Source organism: Nocardiopsis ansamitocini, assembly GCF_030268225.1.
GTDB lineage: Bacteria > Actinomycetota > Actinomycetes > Streptosporangiales > Streptosporangiaceae > Nocardiopsis_D > Nocardiopsis_D ansamitocini.
Map to the genome: position 1 here is coordinate 62,073 of NZ_BSQG01000014.1, position 16,474 is coordinate 78,546.

Annotated in this window: 13 protein-coding genes; 5 read left to right on the forward strand and 8 right to left on the reverse strand. The window is 68.0% G+C overall.

The features are described 5' to 3' along the window. Nucleotides 1–99: 99 nt before the first annotated feature. On the reverse strand, nucleotides 100–1,590 hold the full coding sequence (locus tag QSJ59_RS23510; protein WP_285761939.1) for a carboxyl transferase domain-containing protein: 1,491 nt from the start codon (nucleotides 1,588–1,590) through the stop codon (nucleotides 100–102). Nucleotides 1,591–1,623: 33 nt separating this feature from the next. Further along, on the reverse strand, nucleotides 1,624–2,958 hold the full coding sequence (locus QSJ59_RS23515; protein ID WP_285761940.1) for an SLC13 family permease: 1,335 nt from the start codon (nucleotides 2,956–2,958) through the stop codon (nucleotides 1,624–1,626). 143 nt (nucleotides 2,959–3,101) lie between these two features. On the opposite strand from QSJ59_RS23515, the gene QSJ59_RS23520 reads away from it, so the two are divergent. Beyond that, nucleotides 3,102–3,797, forward strand: a complete 696-nt coding sequence (locus QSJ59_RS23520; protein ID WP_285761941.1) for a FadR/GntR family transcriptional regulator — start codon at nucleotides 3,102–3,104, stop codon at nucleotides 3,795–3,797. A 345-nt stretch (nucleotides 3,798–4,142) separates the two neighbouring features. On the opposite strand, the gene QSJ59_RS23525 is transcribed toward QSJ59_RS23520, so the two are convergent. The 3 genes from QSJ59_RS23525 to nucS form a co-directional block, all read right to left on the reverse strand. Continuing rightward, the gene (locus QSJ59_RS23525) at nucleotides 4,143–5,696 is read right to left on the reverse strand and encodes a M20/M25/M40 family metallo-hydrolase (protein ID WP_349497234.1); all 1,554 of its coding nucleotides are present in this window, start codon (nucleotides 5,694–5,696) and stop codon (nucleotides 4,143–4,145) included. A gap of 221 nt (nucleotides 5,697–5,917) precedes the next feature. Beyond that, nucleotides 5,918–6,583, reverse strand: a complete 666-nt coding sequence (locus QSJ59_RS23530; protein ID WP_285761942.1) for a DUF1707 SHOCT-like domain-containing protein — start codon at nucleotides 6,581–6,583, stop codon at nucleotides 5,918–5,920. 341 nt (nucleotides 6,584–6,924) lie between these two features. Next, nucleotides 6,925–7,602 carry an endonuclease NucS gene (gene nucS, locus QSJ59_RS23535; protein ID WP_285761943.1) on the reverse strand — a complete coding sequence of 226 codons (678 nt, stop codon included), beginning with the start codon at nucleotides 7,600–7,602 and terminating at the stop codon, nucleotides 6,925–6,927. Nucleotides 7,603–7,732: 130 nt separating this feature from the next. On the opposite strand from nucS, the gene QSJ59_RS23540 reads away from it, so the two are divergent. From QSJ59_RS23540 to QSJ59_RS23550, 3 genes are all read left to right on the forward strand, one after another. Further along, complete coding sequence (locus QSJ59_RS23540; RefSeq protein WP_285761944.1) at nucleotides 7,733–8,938, forward strand: 3-hydroxyacyl-CoA dehydrogenase; 1,206 nt, start codon at nucleotides 7,733–7,735, stop codon at nucleotides 8,936–8,938. 108 nt (nucleotides 8,939–9,046) lie between these two features. Next, a complete protein-coding gene (locus tag QSJ59_RS24445) occupies nucleotides 9,047–9,364 on the forward strand; it encodes an Rv1322 family protein (protein WP_285761945.1) in 318 nt (105 codons plus the stop codon). A gap of 34 nt (nucleotides 9,365–9,398) precedes the next feature. Further along, entirely contained in the window at nucleotides 9,399–10,133 is a 735-nt protein-coding gene (locus QSJ59_RS23550) for an alpha/beta hydrolase (protein WP_285761946.1), read from the forward strand. A gap of 372 nt (nucleotides 10,134–10,505) precedes the next feature. On the opposite strand, the gene QSJ59_RS23555 is transcribed toward QSJ59_RS23550, so the two are convergent. Then, on the reverse strand, nucleotides 10,506–11,828 hold the full coding sequence (locus QSJ59_RS23555; RefSeq protein ID WP_285761948.1) for a DivIVA domain-containing protein: 1,323 nt from the start codon (nucleotides 11,826–11,828) through the stop codon (nucleotides 10,506–10,508). A gap of 565 nt (nucleotides 11,829–12,393) precedes the next feature. Then, on the reverse strand, nucleotides 12,394–12,822 hold the full coding sequence (mce, locus tag QSJ59_RS23560; RefSeq protein WP_285761949.1) for a methylmalonyl-CoA epimerase: 429 nt from the start codon (nucleotides 12,820–12,822) through the stop codon (nucleotides 12,394–12,396). 86 nt (nucleotides 12,823–12,908) lie between these two features. Between mce and QSJ59_RS23565 the strand changes: the two genes are divergently transcribed. Beyond that, on the forward strand, nucleotides 12,909–14,096 hold the full coding sequence (locus QSJ59_RS23565; protein ID WP_285761950.1) for an acetyl-CoA C-acetyltransferase: 1,188 nt from the start codon (nucleotides 12,909–12,911) through the stop codon (nucleotides 14,094–14,096). Nucleotides 14,097–14,464: 368 nt separating this feature from the next. Here the strand turns inward: QSJ59_RS23565 and QSJ59_RS23570 are convergent, their stop codons facing one another. Then, complete coding sequence (locus QSJ59_RS23570) at nucleotides 14,465–16,423, reverse strand: glycosyl hydrolase family 18 protein (RefSeq protein WP_432707528.1); 1,959 nt, start codon at nucleotides 16,421–16,423, stop codon at nucleotides 14,465–14,467. Between the last annotated feature and the right edge of the window lie 51 nt (nucleotides 16,424–16,474).

The window sequence follows — 16,474 nt, forward strand, 5'->3', positions numbered from 1 at the left end:
ACCGCGCCCCGTTCCTCACGAGGAACGGGGCGCGGTGGTTCCTGAGCGCGTGTCGGACGACGTTCCACTGAGGCGGGTGCCTCCCGGATCGAGTCCGCCTCAGAGCCCCAGCCGGCGGTACCGGTCGTGTCGCGCGCGCAGCCGAGCGGCCTGCTCACGGTGGAACAGGATGGTCAGCTCGTACTCCAGTGCGGCGCCGAGGCGCCGGCAGAACGCCTCGGGTTCGTCGGCGGCGTCGTCGTGTTCGGCGACGATACGATCCACGATGCCGTTTGCGCGCAGTTCCACCGAGCGGACCCCCTGCTCGGCCGCCAGTAGCGGTGCTCTGTCCACGGTCCGGTGGACGATGGCGCTCGCGCCCTCGGGCGGCAGCGGGGACAGCCAGGCGTGTTGGGCGCAGATGACCCGATCGGCCGGTATCAGCGCCAGTGCCCCACCACCGGTCCCCTGCCCCAGGAGCACCGACACGGTGGGCGCCTCCAGAGTGACCAGTTCGGCCAGGCAGCGAGCGATCTGCCCGGCCATGCCGCGTTCCTCGGCGTCCTTGGACAGGGCCGCCCCCGGGGTGTCGATCAGGGTGACAAGGGGCAGCCGCAGCTCACGTGCGATGCGCATGCCCCGGCGGGCCTCGCGCAGCGCGGCCGGACCCATGGGGTGCTCGACACTCTGGCGGTTGCGGTCCTGACCCAGCAGTACGCACGGCGCCTTCCCGAAACGGGCCAGGGCGAGTAGGAGTCCCGGGTCGGACTCCCCGTCACCGGTGCCGTTGAGCGGGACGACATCGGTGGCGGCATGGCGCAGCAGCCTGCGCACACCTGGCCGGTCGGGTCGGCGCGAGCGCACGATGGAGTCCCAGGCGGCGATGTCGGGGATGTGCTCCTGACCCGGTTCGGGGGTGTCGGCGAGGGAGCGGGGGCGGGCCAACAGCACGTTCAGGGTGCGGTCGGCGATCGCCGGCAGGTGCTCGGCCTCCAACACCGCATCCACCAGTCCGCTGCGGTAGAGGTTCTCGGCGACCTGGACGCCTTCGGGGAACTCCTTGCCGTACAGCGCCTCGTAGACGCGCGGGCCGAGGAAGCCGATCAGAGCGCCCGGTTCGGCGACCGTCACGTGTCCCTGCGATCCCCACGAGGCCAGCACCCCACCGGTGGTCGGGTGGCGTAGGTAGACCAGGTAGGACAGCCCGGCGGCCTTGTGCGCGGCGATGGCCGCGGAGATCTTCACCATCGCCAGGAAGGCGAGAGTTCCCTCCTGCATGCGGGTTCCGCCGGAGGCGGGGGCGGCCAGTAGCGGCAGTCCCTCCTCGGTGGCCCGTTCGACCGCCACGACCAGGCGCTCGGCGGCGGCGGCACCGATGGAGCCGGCCAGAAAGGTGAACTCACTGGCGACGATCGCCACTCGGCGCCCGCGCAGCAGCCCCTCACCCGTCAGCACCGATTCGTCGCACCCGCTGCGTTCCCGGGCCCTGGCGAGGTCGGCCGCGTACCCCTTTCCGGGGCGGACGTCGATGGGGTCGGTGTCCCACGAGGTGAACGACCCCGGGTCCAGGGTGCGCTCGATCAGTTCGCGGGCGCTCTGCCGCTTGGCCATGTTCCTCACCGGCTTTCGTCTCTGTCTGGTCGGTCACAGCCAGTTCGGGAGGACCATCACGGCCCAGGCGAGAAGCGGCCCCGCGGCCACGACGATGGCACCGTAGGCCAGGATCTGCTTGTAGAAACGATCGGGATCGATGCCCTTTGCGTTGGCCAGGACCAACGCGCCATTGGTGGAGAAGGGGCTGACATCCACGACGGTGGAGGACACGGAGAGGGCCGCGATCATCCCGACGGCGCCGATGTCGCCGGCGAGGAGGAAGGGCACTGCGAGCGGGATGGTCACACCGAGGATGGCGGTGGAGGACGCGAATGCCGAGACCACGCCGCCGATGTAGCACAGCAGGAGGGCGACCAGCAGCGGGGCCCCCAGGCCGGCGACACTGTTGCCGACGAAGTCGATGGTCCCGGCTTCTTCCATCACGTGGACGAAGGTGAGGACACCGCCCAGCAGCAGGACGGTGGACCAGCTGATCTTGTTGACCGCGCCCTTCTGGGCCTTGGGGAACATGACGGCCAGTACGACGGAGACCGTGATGGCGACGAAGCCGACGTCCATCTTGAAGCCCAGGGCGAGCACACCCAGGGCGATGAGGCCGATGATGGTCATGAGCTGTTCGAATCGGAATCCGTTCGGCTGCTCGTCGGCGCCGGGCTCCGCGCCCTGGTAGGCGCCCGATCCGTGGCCCCGTACCGCTAGTCGTTCCGCACCGGGGGAGTGATCGCCGACGCTCACGGTCTCGAACTCGCGCGAGTGCACCCCGATGAGGCGGTGTCCGCCCAGCACGATGAACAGGATGAGGGCGATGACGGTGTTGAACAACATGCTGGCCAGGAAGAGCGTCATGGGGCTGCTGTCCAGGTCGGTACCGCCGACGATGCCGTTGACGGTCGCACCGTAGATGCTGATCGGGGAGAAACCGCCGGCCTGTGCCCCGTGGACGACCATCATGCCCATCAGAAGAGGGTTGATCCGGTAGCGGGCGGCGAAGCCGAGTGCGATCGGGGCGATGATGGCGACCGCCGCGGGTCCCAGGGCCCCCATCGCGGTCAGCACACCGGTGATGGCGAACATGACCCACGGGATCGCTGCCACCCAGCCGCCGACCAGGCGTACGGCCCCGCGGACCAGGAGATCCACTGTCCCGTTGTTCTGTGCGATCGCGAACAGGTAGGTGATCCCGACCAGAATCAGGAACAGGTCTCCGGGGAAGCCGGCCAGGATCTCCTTGGAGTCCATGGACAGCACCAGCGTGCCCAGGAGAAAGGCCGCAACGAAGGCCAGTGCGCCCATATTGATGGGCAGTACCGTTGCGATGACGAACATGGCCGCCAGGGCGACAATGGAGATGATCTCAGGTGACATTGCGTGGCCGTTCAATGAGGATCGTGGGGTGTGAGTCCAGGCACCGGCTAATGTGATCCAAGCTACTGGCTCAGTGGCCTAGCCAATACTCCACTGGCATGTCCTGTCAATATCCCGCCGGTAAAAATGGAGCGTCCGACGTAGTGAACGCCAGCCCTTCCCCCCGTCGCCTCGTCCGCCCCCGACTCTACGAACAGCTTGTCGAGCGTTTGTGCGAGTACATGCGAGAAGCCGGGCTCGCTGCCGGGGATCGACTCCCACCGGAACGAGAGCTGTCGGCGACCCTGGGCGTCAGCAGGGCGTCGCTCAGTCAGGCGCTGGTCGCGCTGGAGGTTCAGGGTGTCATCGACGTGCGCCATGGTGACGGGGCAATCGTGCGACGTACGGTGGCCGAGGAGCAGGTCCTGGCCCTGCTGCGGGATCGGCGCAACCGGCGTGCAGAGGTGATCGAGGCGCGCCAGGCGCTGGAGGTCAAGCTCGCCGAACTCGCGGCGCGCCGCCGCAACGATTCCGACATCGTCGCCATCGATGCCGCCCTCGACGTCATGCGCGCCGAGATCGCCGATGGCGGGCGCGGCGAATTGGGCGACGAGCGTTTCCATGCCGCGATCACCCAGGCCGCCTGTTCCAGGCTGCTCGGTCGGATGATGGACGAGATCGCGCCGATGATCACCGAGACCCGGATGGAGTCCTTGGCGCAGCCGGGGCGGCCCGCTGATTCGCTTGCCGGTCATGAGCGGATCGCCGACGCGATCAGGGAGGGCGACGCGGAGCGTGCGGCGGCGGCGATGCATGCCCACCTGGTGTTGGTTTCCGATGTCGAGTCGCTGCGCGAGTAGCGGTGGCGTCTTGGGGTGGACGGTTCGGTTGGGCCCGCGCCGTCCACCCCGGGCCGTCGGTCGTCGTAGCTGGGTCGTCTCGCGATTGCCTCGACCGGTTCCGGTGGCCCCCGAAACCACACCGGACTACATCGAAATCACGCCAATGACCTGCAACTACTACGAACGGTAGCCGGCCTGTTTCTAACGGTAGCACCAGGCTGCTCGATTATGACGGCCCGATACGCAACGGTTACCCGGCCTTCCGCGCCAAACGCGCGTGACCGCGGCGGGAGATCCCGCCGCGGTCACGCAAACCTGCTTATTCGGTTCCGCCGGCAAAGGCAGAGCGTCGAGCGGTCGACGTCAACGGACCCAGTACGAGCCCACGCGGTCGAAACCGCTGCTGGACTGCGTGCCCAGGCTGAACGGCGCGACGCCGTTCACCGGGAGGGTGCTCTGCGCGAACGTCTCCACCGAGTAGGCGATCCCGCCGCTCAACTCGGTGACGCTGTCCCAGTTGATGTTCTCGATGGTGTCGTCGGGGGTGTGGTAGTTGCGGTCGAACTGCACCCCGGCGGTGCCGCCGTAGTGCGCCACCTGCGCTTCGGTCTTGATTCCGTCGGCGCCGCTGAACAGTCCGCCCGAGGGGATTCCGGCCAGCATGAACGCTTGATAGTCGGAGCGTCCGCTGAACTCGGTCGGCTCTGCCACGAGTCCCTTGGCGGAGAAGTAGTTCTCGAAGGTCCGCTGGATCGCTCCGGATCCCGAAGGCGGAGCCACCGAGCCGGGAAGTTCGCCACGGCCGTCGTAGATCAGGCGGGCGTAGTTCTCCGAGCCGATCATGTCGAAGTTCAGGTAGAGCGCGATCCGCTCCAGTTCCTTCTCGCTCAACGCCTCCACATACTTGGTGGAGCCGACCAGCCCGACCTCTTCGCTGCCCCAGAAGGCGAAACGCACCTTGTTCTCAGGGGTGCCGAGCTTGGGCAGCTGCTTGGCAACCTCAAGGATCGCCGCCACGCCGCTGCCGTTGTCGTTGATCCCGGGCCCTTCCTCGACGCCGTCGAGGTGGGCGCCGACCACGACCACGTTGTCCTTCTTACCGCCCTTGGTCTCTGCGGTGATGTTGTACGAGTTGGACGTCACGATCTCCGCGTCCACCCGCACCCGGAGTTCGAGCTCGTCGCCCGCGGCCACGAGGGCGGCCCCGACCTCGGGCGAGGCGCCCAGGACCGGGATGTCCGCGAGGTCGGTCACCGTGCCGTTGATCGGTCCGGTGTCGCTGGGGTCGGTGGTGGCACCGTGGTTGAACACGATCACCGCCCCGGCGCCGGCCTCGGCCGCGTTGGTCGCCTTCTGCGAGAAGGGGCACGTACCGCGCTTGACGATGGCGACCGCCCCGGCCGGGAAGCCGGCGAATTCCGACGCCGCGCAACCGCTGGTGGCGCTGTCGGCGTTGACCGGGACACCCGGTGCGGTCACGTCCCCTGAGCCGGAGTAGGACATCGCCAAGAAGTCGGCGTCCAGACCGGAGGCGTACTCGACGGCTTCCGGAGCGGTCTGGGCGAGGACGGGCTCGCTGTTCTCGACCCACTCGGAGAACTCGTAGGTATGCTTCACCGGCTGGTATCCGGCTCGCTTCAGCTGGTCGATCACATACTTGGCCGCCACGTCGTACCCGGGAGTTCCCGTAGCCCGGTTGCCGCCGTTGTACTCGGCGATCGTCGTCAGGTTCTGCAGGTGCTGCTTGATGGCGGCGGTCCGCACCAGCGTCGGCAGCTGCGCTTCGTCCACGGGGGTGGTGGCCTGGGCTGCGGGGGCACTGCCCAGACTGAGCACCATGACTGCGGCAGCGCCGACGGCGAGTCTTCGCTTGGCCGTGCCGGCCTTACGCGGGGATCGGCCCGATGATGTGCGCACGATCGTCCTCCTCAATAGCGCGTCCGCCTACCTGGGGTAACGGTATAGACGCGAACGGTGCGGGGGTCGGAGTGCAGCTTGTCACCTGCCCGTGGCGCAGAGCAAGGAGAAAGCGGACGGTTGCCACATCCAGCCAAAATCTTCCTAAGGCAGGTCAAGGCATGGTCCTATAGACGGTTGCCGTCGATATCGAGTTGACGGTCCTGAGGCGGACGCCGGAGCTATTCCTCGATTTCTTTCGTGGCCTGCTTCTGGTGCTTGCGCTTTTTGCGGATCACCACAACGGCGCCCATCAGCCCCACGCCCATGACCCGTACCACCGGTGTGCCGGGTTCGAGCACGCTGCTGGGGGCCTCCCCCTCGGCGCCGTAACCGCCCATGATCCCCACTCCGCTCACCCGGACCTCGATGTCGTCGGGGACGACGATCTCGATGCCGCCCATGAGCGCGTTGGCGACGATCGTTGTCTCCTGGGCGGCGAACCGTGCCTCGCGCAGGTCGATGCCGATGCCGCCCATCAGTGCCAGCGCGTGGTAGGTCTTCGGGACCACCCAGTTCCCGCCGCGCTCGGCCCCGCCCATCAGCGCCAGCGAGAACCACCCGCTGGGCGAGCCGTTGGTGACACGCGTCCGGCCGTAGACCGGCCGCGGTGAGTCGAAGGCGCGCTGATCGGGCAGGGAGGAGTCCTGGACGGCGGGAAGATCACTGGTGATTGGCACCAGTTCGCCCAGGGTTCTGGAGTTGTAGACGGAATCCAACCGTTCGGAGTGCTCGTCCGGGGTGATCCGGCCCTCGGCCAGGGCGTCGCGCAGTCGCGCGGCGACCCGGTCGCGGTCGGCGTCGGAGGCACGCATCTGGTTCGGTCCGGGGACGGGGGAGTCATTCATGGCATCGACCATATTGTGAGTCTTCCCCCGATTGACCGGGAAGGGAACAGGGAACTCCCCTGACCCGTCCCTGAGACGCGTCGCCGCCGCTTCAGGGGCCCGGTTCGGGGGCCCGGCCGCCGCCCGACCTTGTCGGACAGCAGCCGCGCGGACCCGAGTGCACACCTTGCGGCCACAGGCGGCCACCCGGGGAGGCATTTTGATGCGCCGTGCCGTACGCCCTCCGGACCGCGGACCTGCGCTGCTGACGGACCGCCCATGGCGACCGGCGCGGGGCAGGACAGCGGGTCTCCCCGCCGCCTGGAACAGGGCGCTGTCCAACCGAGAACCGTACCGGGCGATCAGAACAGACGCATGACGTCCGAGTCCGTTCCGCGCAGGGCTTCGTAGTCCAGGGTCACGCAGGAGATCCCACGGTCGGTCGCCAGGACCCGCGCCTGCGGCTTGATCTCCTGGGCGGCGAAGACCCCCCGAACCGGCTTGAGGGTGGAGTCACGGTTGAGCAGCTCCAGGTACCTGGTCAACTGTTCGACCCCGTCGATCTCCCCCCGACGCTTGATCTCCACGGCCACGGTCGCACCCGCGGAGTCACGGCACAGGATGTCCACCGGACCGATCGCGGTGGGGAACTCCCGGCGTACGAGGGTGTAGCCCTCGCCGAGCGTGGTGATGTGTTCGGCGAGCAACTCCTGGAGGTGGGCCTCCACGCCGTCCTTCTGTAGGCCGGGGTCCACCCCGAGCTCGTGGAACGTGTCGTGCAGGACCTTCTCGATGGTCAGTACGAGCTTCTCCCCGGATTTTCCGTGGGTCACGGTCCATACGGCCCCACCGTCGTCCCCGGCGACCTCGCGTACCGTGCAGGGCGGGTTCATCCAGTTCAAAGGTTTGAACGCACGGTCGTCGGCGTGGATCGACACGGATCCGTCGGCCTTGTGGATGATCAGGCGGGTCGCCATTGGCAGGTGGGCCGACAGCTTGCCCACGTAGTCCACTTTGCAGCGAGCGATGACAAGACGCATAACGGCAAGCTTTCCACAGCCCGGACCCCCTCCGGTGCCCCTCGTGGGTCTTCACCGGCGTGACCGATCAGGAGCGTGCGACGGGGGCGGTGTCCCGGCCCGCTGGGATCAACCCTTTATGGTGGGCCGCATGGTCCAGGAATTCAGCAAGGTCGGAGTGGTGGGGCTCGGAGCGATGGGCTCCGGCATCGTCGAGGTTTTTGCCCGGGCGGGCTTCAACGTCACTGGTGTCGAGGTCGATGACGCCGCGCTGGAGCGAGGGCGCACGCACCTGGAACGCTCCCTCGCCAAGGCAGTGGCAAAGGGCAAGCTCAGTGACACCGAGCGGCAGACCGTTCTCGACCGGGTCACCCTCACCACCTCGCGGGACGACCTTGCCGACGCCGACTTCGCCATCGAGGCGGTTCCGGAGCGGCTCGACGTCAAACGGGACGTCTTCGCCGACCTCGACCGGGTCCTGCCGCCCGGTGCCATCCTGGCCACCAATACCTCATCGCTCTCGGTCACCGAGATCGCCGCACTCACCAACCGGCCCGGAAAAGTCATCGGGCTGCACTTCTTCAATCCCGCCCCGGTCATGCGGCTCGTCGAGATCGTCGGCACGGTCGTCACCGAACCCGGCGTACTGGCCGTGGCCACCGAAGTCGCCAAACGATTGGGCAAGACACCGGTCGCGGTCACCGACCGCGCCGGATTCGTCGCCAACGCGCTGCTGGTCCCCTATCTCAACGACGCCGTCGGACTCTACGAGCGCAAACTCGCCTCCCGCGAGGAGATCGACGGTGCCATCACCAAGGCCGTCGGCCTGCCGATGGGTCCGCTCGCACTGATCGACCTCGTCGGCCTCGACGTATGTCTGGCCGTCATGGACGTACTGTGGGCGGAGTTCCGTACTCCGCGTTACGCGGCCGCGCCGCTACTGCGCCGCATGGTCGCCGCCGGACTGCTCGGACGAAAGAGCGGCCGCGGCTTCTACGACCACTCGCGCCCGGAACAGCACCCCGAAGCGTTGCCCGGCGGTCCGTTGGCCGATCGGGTCCGCGACGGTGCCACCGGACTCGACATCGCCGGGCTGCTGCTCGCCCCGCACATCGACGACGCGCTGCGCATGGTGGGCGACGGTTACGCCAGCGCGGACGAGGTGGACACCGCGATGCGGATGGGCTGTGGCTACCCCCAGGGGCCCGTCGAACTCCTGGACGGACGCGGTGTCGAATGGGTCACCGGCGTTCTCGCCGAGTCCGCGCACATGGGGCTTCATTCCTCCTTCGCCCCGGCGCCGCTGTTGCTCCACCTTGTGCAGAAGGGGCGCGACACCCTGCGCGACCACAACTGATCCCCTGGCGCAACGGGATCGCTGTCGGCTTCCACCAATCCGGCGGTTGCACCTGGGGCCGCAGGTTCGGGCGTCGGGGCAGGGGCGACTCTCTCTTAGGCTTGGGGGGTGAGTCCGCGCCGCAACGCCCCCCGCCGCCGAAAAGGGGGTTCACCCAAGCCCGACGACGGGACCTCCTTCATGGAACGCATCACCGGGGGAGAACGCCGCGAGAGCGGCCCCGACGGTGAGTGGGTCACCCGGCGGATCAGTGGTTCGTCCGCGGCCAAGGCGTATCGCTGTCCGGGCTGTTACCAGGAGATCCCCCCGGGAGTCCCGCACGTGGTGGCGTGGTCCTCTGCAGGCGACGGTGACGACCGACGCCATTGGCACAGTTCCTGCTGGGACAAACGCGCACATCGTTCGGTCCGCCATCCGCGGTACTGACCGCCCCACCCGACCCCGAACCATCCGAGGAACCATGGACATCCGCGCCAGTACGGTGCTGCCCGCCCGGCGCCGGCCCGTCACACTGCACACCGCCGACGGTCTGGCCCTGGTCGGTGAACTCGCGCTTCCCGCCGAGGCCGATCCGGTCGCCACGCTGGTCTGCCTGCACCCCCTGCCCACGGCGCAGGGCATGATGGACAGCCACGTGCTGCGCAAGGCCGCTTTCCGGCTGCCGGCGCTGGCCGGCGTCGCGGTCCTGCGCTTCAACACCCGGGGGACGACGTCCCGGCACGGAACCAGCGAGGGTGTCTTCGGCGAGGGCGAGTCCGAACGCTACGACGTCGCCGCGGCCATCGAGTTCACCGAGTTCGAGGGCTTGCCCGCCCCTTGGCTCGTCGGCTGGTCCTTCGGCACGGAACTAGCGCTCAAATGGGGGTGCGACCCGGAGGTCGTGGGCGCGATCCTGCTGTCGCCACCTCTGCACCGGGCTGTCGACGCCGACCTGGACGTCTGGGCGGACTCGGGGAAACCTTTGGTGGCCCTGGTTCCCGAGTTCGACGACTACCTTCGCCCGGCCGAGGCCGAGAAGCGTTTCGCCCGGGTCCCTCAGGCCGAGGTCATCGGGGTCGACGGTGCCAAGCACCTGTGGGTGGGAGAGCCCTACGTGCGCACCGTGCTCAACGAGGTGACCAGACGGGTTGCGCCCACCGCCCACCCGTTGCCCACCGAGTGGGACGGGCCCTACGAGAAGGACACGTTGCAGTAGTCGTCGTTCCAAACGCTGTGGTGACGGACCCGAGCGTGCCGTCGCGGAGTACACCGGCCGGTCCAGGACGAGTTCCGGAGTCGGAAATGCTCGCGCAGCGGGCAAAAAATCAAGACTGATTGGGGGGAAGCGTTCCGTTCTGCCCCGGATGCGCCTAACCTTCAGGAGTATCCATATCGTGGCTCACCGCGTTCGCGGTGTCGCACAGGGTACAGGGCGGGTTCGCTTGCTGCGGAGCAAACCTTCCCCGCCCGCGTCCTGACCACGCCCTCCCTTCCCCAAAGGGCGAGGCGGGACTACACGACAAAGGAGCCCGATCCGTCCACGGACCGGGCTCCTTTCTTTGTACGGCTGTCGAGCCGGCGGCGTCTACTACTCCTGCCACCAGTCCTCGTCGTCGGAGCCCTTGCCGGACTTGGCGGCTACGGGCTGCTTCTGGGCGCCGGCCGGCGGACGAGACGCCGACTTGGCCTCGATCGCGTGCGGCTCCTCTGCGGCAGGAGCAACCTGCGGCGCAGCCGGGGCCGGGGGCACAGCGGCGGAGAAGTCCCCGCCACCGCCGCCGCCCAGCAGCTGACGCAACTGCTGGAGGTGGGACTGAATGCTGTCGCGCTGGCGCGTGAGCTCGTCCACCTCCTGCTGGGCCTTGGTCATGATCCGGTCGGCCTCGGCCTTGGCATCGCTGACCAGGTGCTGGGCCTTGGACTTGGACTCGGCGAGGTACTGGTCGCCGTTCTTCTTGGCGTTGGCCACGACCTGCTTGGCGTGCTGTTCTGCATCGCGGCGGGTCTGGTCGGCCTGCGAGCTGGCCTTGGTGGCGCGCTGCTCGGCGCTTGCGGCGCGCTCCTCGGCCTCCGACACCAGCTTCTGCGTGGCGGCCTGTGCCGCGACCAGGCGCTCGGCGTCCTGGCGCTCGGCCTCCTCGCGGCGGCTGGCGAGCTGGATCTCGAACTCGGCCTCGTCCTGGGCGCGCTTGGCCTCGCTCTCCTCCGTGGCGCGCTGGGCCTGTGCCCGCATCTCGTCGGCCTGGCGCTTGGCGGCCTGGATGGTCTCGTCGCGCTCGCGCTTCGCCGAGGCGCGTGCCTGGGCGCACTCACGCTCGGTGGTGGTGCGCAGTTTGGCGATCTCGCCCTCGAAGGTCGCCCGCTTCTCGGCGATCTCGTGGTCGACGGTGGACCGCTTCTTCTGCACCTCGCGCTCGGTGGTCGAGGTGAGGTCGTCGGCCTCGCGACGCGCGGAGGTCCGGACCTCTTCGGCGTCGTTCTCGGCCGAGCTGCGCATCTCGTCGGACTCGCGCTGCGCGCTGGCGCGCAGGTCCGTGGCCTCGTTCTCCGCGGCGGCGCGCATCTCTGCGGCCTCCACCTTGGCGCGGGCCACGACGTCGTTGGCGTCGGCGTGCGCGCCCTGGACGAGTTCCTGAGCCTGCTCTTCCGCTAGACGCAGGAGCTGCTCGATGCGCGCGCCCAGACCTGAATAGGTGGGGCGTTCCTGCTCCTGGAGCTGGCGCTTGAGGTCGGAGAGCTCCTTGCGGCGCTTGTCGGCCTCCTCCCGCGCCTGTCGGCCGTCGCTCTTGAGCTGAGCGACGTAGGTGTCGACCTGGTTCCGATCAAAGCCGCGCAGGACGACGTCGAACTCGGGGGGCTGGTTGTTGTCTTCGAAGAAGTTGCTGAGCTGGGCGTCAATATCGGACGACATGTGGCGGAATCCTGAACAGGTGACGAGACGGCTACATTACGGATGTTTTCGTTTCGAGTTGGGGTACTGGCGTCACAGCGTCCGGCTGAGGCCACGATGATCACGCCTCAATCCGGCGGTTGCTCCCTGGGAGCGTACTCCGCGACGAGAAATCGCGTGGTCGAGTTCACTTCATTGATACGGGCTGCCGTATACGAAGGCGATGACCTGATTCGCGGCCAACTCGATCCGAAAGCGTGAATCGGCGGGGGCTAGGGGACGCACCAAGAGACCTTGGCGGCTAGCAGACTTTATCAAGCTACCGTGCAGTCGGTAGAGGGTTTGGGTACAGAACTCAGGTTTTCATCCCCTCTGCGCCTGCCAGACGTGGGGGGACGTGAAAGATGACGGTTCCATTACATATTTGGCAATTATGGCTGTCCGGAACCGAGGAGGCCGGTTGGGGAGAGCCCTTCGGCTGCTGACGCGTGGAGCCGTGCGGTGCGACGGAAGCCGTCGTAGCGGGCCTGCCCCGTCCGTGCGCGGGCGGTGGAAGCCGGCACCGCCCACCGGAGGTGAACGGTGCTCAGCGCCGATCGGACGCCTGGACGATCTCGGTCAGGACACCGCCGCAGTCCTTCGGGTGCAGGAAAGCGATCCGGGATCCCATCGACCCGGCGCGCGGCTGGGCGTCGAGCACCCGCACGCCGTGCCCGCCGATCGCCCCCGCCGTGCCTGCCACGTCCGAGGTCCCGAAGGCGATGTGATGCACCCCTTCGCCGTTTCGGGCGAGGAACTTGGCTACTGGCGAGTCGTCACGGGTCGGTTCCAGCAGTTGCAGGTAACTCGCTTCGCCGTCGTCGGTGCCGTTGACCCGGAGCATCACCTCGCGCACCCCCTGCTCCTCGTTGACCTCTTCGTGGGCCACCTCGAACCCGAAGGTGTCCCGGTAGAAAGCCGTCGTGGCCGCCAGATCGTGACAGGCGATACCGACGTGGTCGATGCGGGTGAGCATGGGGTCCAACCTCCCGGGAAAGTAGTGGAACCGCGTCTATGTATGGTGTCAGACCAGGTGGAGACCAACACATGGAGGGCTGTGCAATGCCTGGATCCGTCATCGTCAGCGGCGCGCGCACACCGATCGGGAAGCTGCTCGGATCGCTCTCGGGCCTCGCGGCAGTGGACCTCGGGGCCACCGCGATCAGGGCTGCGCTGGAGCGCGCCGGGGTCGCGGGGGACCAGGTGGACTACGTCGTGTTCGGCCAGGTCCTCCAGGCCGGGCAGGGGCAGATTCCCTCCCGCCAGGCGGCGGTCAAGGCAGGGGTCCCCATGAGCGTGCCCTCCCTGACCATCAACAAGGTCTGCCTGTCTGGCCTGGACGCCATCGCGCTTGCCGACCAGCTCATCGCCGCGGGCGAGTTCGACGTGGTGGTCGCCGGCGGAATGGAGTCGATGACCAACGCTCCACACCTGTTGCCCAAGGCGCGTCAGGGCTACAAGTACGGTTCCATCGAGGTGCTGGACGCCACCGCGCACGACGGACTCACCGACGCCTTCGACGACGAGCCCATGGGCCTGTCCACCGAGCGCCACAACGCCCGTCTGGGGATCGGCCGTCCCGAGCAGGACGCCTTCGCCGCGCGTTCCCACCAGCGCGCCGCCGCCGCGATCGCGGCCGGACTGTTCAAGGACGAGATCGTCCCGGTGGAGATTCCCCAGCGCAAGGGTGCCCCGGTGGTCGTCGACACCGACGAGGGGGTGCGTGCGGACACCACCCGGGAGTCCCTCGCCCGGTTGCGTCCGGCCTTCGACGCCGAGGGCACCATCACCGCGGGTTCGTCATCCCAGATCTCCGACGGCGCCTGCGCGGTCGTGGTGATGAGTCGGTCCAGGGCCGAGGAACTGGGATGCGAGATCCTCGCTGAGATCGGCGCGCACGGCAACGTCGCGGGGCCCGACAACTCGCTGCAGTCCCAACCCGCCAATGCGATCAGGCACGCGCTGGCAAAGGCGGGCCGAGTGGTGACCGATCTCGACCTGGTCGAGATCAACGAGGCGTTCGCCAGTGTCGCCGTGCAGTCGGTGCGCGACCTCGACATCTCCGAGGACATCGTCAACGTCAACGGCGGGGCGATCGCCCTGGGGCACCCCATCGGCGCGTCGGGGGCGCGGATAGCGCTGCACCTGGTGCACGAATTGCGCCGCAGGGGTGGCGGCCTGGGAGCGGCAGCGTTGTGCGGGGGAGGCGGTCAGGGCGACGCCCTGCTGTTCTCCGTGCCCGCGCCCTGACGCCGGTCGGACGGTTGTGCTCCCGCAGCGAAAAGAGGGCGGCGGACCCGCCGCACCGGGTCCGCCGCCCTGGGAAACCGGGGGCGGATGCCGCACCCGGGAAAAGGTCCGTGTGCCGCTTCCCGGATGCGGGGGCATCGGGGCGACACTTTCTATTAAGAAACTTAACTAATTACTCCGGGAGGGTCAACAGAGTGTCGCGGCAAATCTGCTCCGGGTAATCGCGGGCCCTTCCCCCTCCGGTGACCGCTGTCCGCGGCCCTCGTTGCCTGCCGGGCACACGAAAATCGCGGGAACGACGAAGGCCCCGCTTTCGCGGGGCCTTCGCCCTGGTCCTCCCGGGAGCACCATCGACGGCTGTTACATCGCTAGCTGCCCAGGGCCGTGTCGATGGCGGTGATCAGGGTTCCGTTGGAGTCGTCGCCGTCCAGGGACCAGATCATGACCCCGCCCAGTCCCTCGGCCCGGGCCCAGTCGACCTTCTCCGTCATGGAGACGGCGTCGTCGAACTGCCACCAGGTGGTGCCGTTGTACAGCCACGCTGTTCCCGCATCGCGGTGCAGCGTGTAGCCGGAGAGGTTCTTCAGGTTCTTGAAGTCCTCGATCCCCGCCTCATAAGGACCGGGGGCCGGCCCGCTGGCGGTTTGGAAGAGTCCGTCGCCGTTGGGGCCGGGGGCCACACCGGTCCAGCCACGACCGTAGAAGGGCACGCCCAACACGATGTCGGCCGGGTCGGCGCCGCGCGAGGTCCAGGCGTCCAGCGCGATCTCGCTGCTGTAGATGTTCTCGTCCGGGTTGTCGGCAACCGCGGTGATGTTGGACTGGTGGTTGGTGCTGTTCTGCCATGCCCCGACGTAGTCGTACCCCTGGAGCGTGATGAAGTCGAAGTCCTCCATGATCTGGGGGACCTCGTAGCCGACCCCGACCTTCTCGGGGTCGGCCGGCATGAACGAGCTCAGCTCGTATTCGCGCCCGTTCTCGGCGCCCAGTGCGTCCAGCTTCTCGCGGAAGAGCTTCACCACGGCGGTGAAGTTCTGCTTGTCCTCGGGGCGGAAGACGTTCTCCTCGTAGCCGGCGGAGGCCGGCCACTCCCAGTCCAGGTCGATGCCGTCGAACACTCCCGCACCGGAGCCCGGGCCACCGGCGCCGTCGAAGACCGGCAGATTGCCGCGCAGGTACAGGTCGATGCAGGAGTCCACCAGGCGCTCGCGCGACTGGGGGGTCAGAACGGCGTCGGAGAAGTTCTTGGACCAGCTCCAGCCGCCGATGGAGATGTTCACCCTCAGGTCGGGGTGCTTCTCCTTGAGCTGGCGCAGTTGGTTGAAGTTGCCTCGCAGGTCCTGGTCCCAGGAGTCGGCCTGGCCGTTGACGCTCTGGGCCGCGGTGAAGGAGCGCCCGTAGTCCGCCCAGGCGTCGCCCTGTCCGGCCTGGTTGACGATGAAGCACTCGCCGTTGGGGCTGATGTTGGCGAACGCGTAGTTGATGTGGGTCAGCTTCTCGGCGGTGCCGCTGTCGTCCATGTTGTTGACGAGGTAGCCGCGGTCGTAGATACCCCACTGGGTGAAGTAGCCCACGCGCCGGTCGCCCGCGGACGGGTCGGGCGGGTTGGTGGTACCCGCCAGCGTGCGCACCGAGATCTCCGAGCTGGCCTCGGACTTGTTGCCGGCCGCATCGTAGGCGCGTACCCGGAACGCGTAGGAGGTGTCGGGCGTGAGGCCGCCCACGGTCGCACTGGTCGTGGTGCCCACGACGTTGCGCACCACGTTGCCCTCGGCGTTGATGATCTCGTATCCGGTCACCCCGACGTTGTCGGTCGCCGCCGTCCAGCTCAGCGTGGCTCCGGAGGAGGTCACGTTGGACGAGGTGAGGCCCCCGGGCTTGCTGGGCGCCTCGGAGTCGGGGGTGCCGGGAGTCCCGTCGCAGGGGTCGCCGTTGACGGTGCAGCCGGTCGGCTGGGTCGCGCCGCTGCTCCCGCCGACTCCGTTGAAGCCGATGCTGTAGCTGCCGCCCGCCGGCACGCTGGCACCCCAAGCGGGAGGGGTCAGTGTGTAGGTGGCGCCCGACCGGGCCATCTGCGCGTTCCAGAGGCTGCTGATGCTCACTCCGGAGGGGAGTGTGATCGCGATGTTCCAGTCGCTGAGCGCGGTGGCGCCGGAGTTGTTGATGGTGAACTGGCCGCTGTAACCGGACCCCCAGTGGGAGCCCTCGCTGTAGACGACGGTGACGCCGGTCGCCGCAAGGGCGGGGGGCGCGACCACTGCGGTGGAGGCGAGAAGAAGACCGGTGGCGCAGGCAGCCAGCCAGCCCCGTCTGTTGGTGGTTCTCACGGTTGTGCGTCTCCCACTTCATGAGCAGGTGCGGGGGATTGGCAGGAATTT